The 969-nt window shown below is 44.0% G+C and carries 2 protein-coding genes; both read right to left on the bottom strand.

Features of this window, described 5'->3' with window-relative positions; genetic code table 11:
• A partial coding sequence (locus tag A3738_RS16190; protein WP_156504302.1) for a response regulator occupies positions 1-466 on the bottom strand: 466 nt, incomplete at its 3' end.
• Positions 463-969 (bottom strand): ATP-binding protein (locus A3738_RS16185; protein WP_231876676.1); only part of this gene is annotated, 507 nt, incomplete at its 5' end. The genes A3738_RS16190 and A3738_RS16185, both read right to left, overlap by 4 nt.

The raw sequence follows: 969 nt of genomic DNA, 5'->3' as shown, positions 1-969 counted from the left end.
GCATGCTCGGGCTATTCGCTATTACACCCGGAATGCCAGAGTTTGATTGAGCACTTTTCAACTTAGAGTTTTCGGTTTCTAGCTGCGCTAGGTTAAAAGCTCGCTCGACGACGAAATTTAGAATGTCTGCATCAAGAGGCTTTTGAAAGAAGTCAGTAGCGCCCATGCCAACAGCCTTTACAGCGTAAGCATTTTCTTCCCGACCTGTTACAACAATGACTTTGGTTTTGGGGGCGAGTTGTAGAATTTCTTCGAGAACTTTAAAGCCTTCGCTTGATCCGCCAGGGTCAGGTGGAAGACCTAAATCAAGTGTTACAACTGCTGGTTCATATCTGCGTAGCAAGGAAATCGCTGTTTCTCGATCTGAGGCCATGTGTACTTCAACATCATCGTTAAAACACCAGCGCATTTGGCTTTGTAAGCCAGGGTCATCTTCGATAATGAGTAGGGTTTTGCTCACGATCATGCTTCCTTGTCTTGCTGTGGTTTTTGTATCGCCTGAGGCTTATGCTCTGGCTGAAGCTCTTGTTCTGGCTGAGGCTCTTCTAATAACGGAATGCTTAAGGTGAAGCAGGTGCCTATATCTGGTTCACTGGTTACGCTGATTGAGCCGCCAATTTTACGCAGATACTCTCTACTTTGGTAGGCTCCTATGCCCATTCCTGTTAAGCCTTTTGTAGTTGAAAATGGTTTGAATAGTTCGTTGGTTATAAACTCTTCTTCCATACCTGAGCCATTGTCTTGAATAAAGATAAACGCATAGTCTGGCGAGGCTTTTGTTGAAATATCTACGTGCCCATCTTTGCTACATGCCTCTATAGCATTTTGAGTAATATGTTCAATCACCGAAGCGAGTTGCTGAGCATCTGCTTGAATAGGGATATTTTCACTGTGTAGCTTTAAGGTTGGTGCAGGTAGCGCATTGCGTTTTTCGTAACAAACTTTCGACAAGATATCGCACAGATTAAT

The sequence above is a fragment of the Oleiphilus sp. HI0066 genome (genome assembly GCF_001635725.1).
Note: the sequence above shows the minus strand (reverse complement) of the source record. Positions and strands in the feature narration are given on the sequence as shown.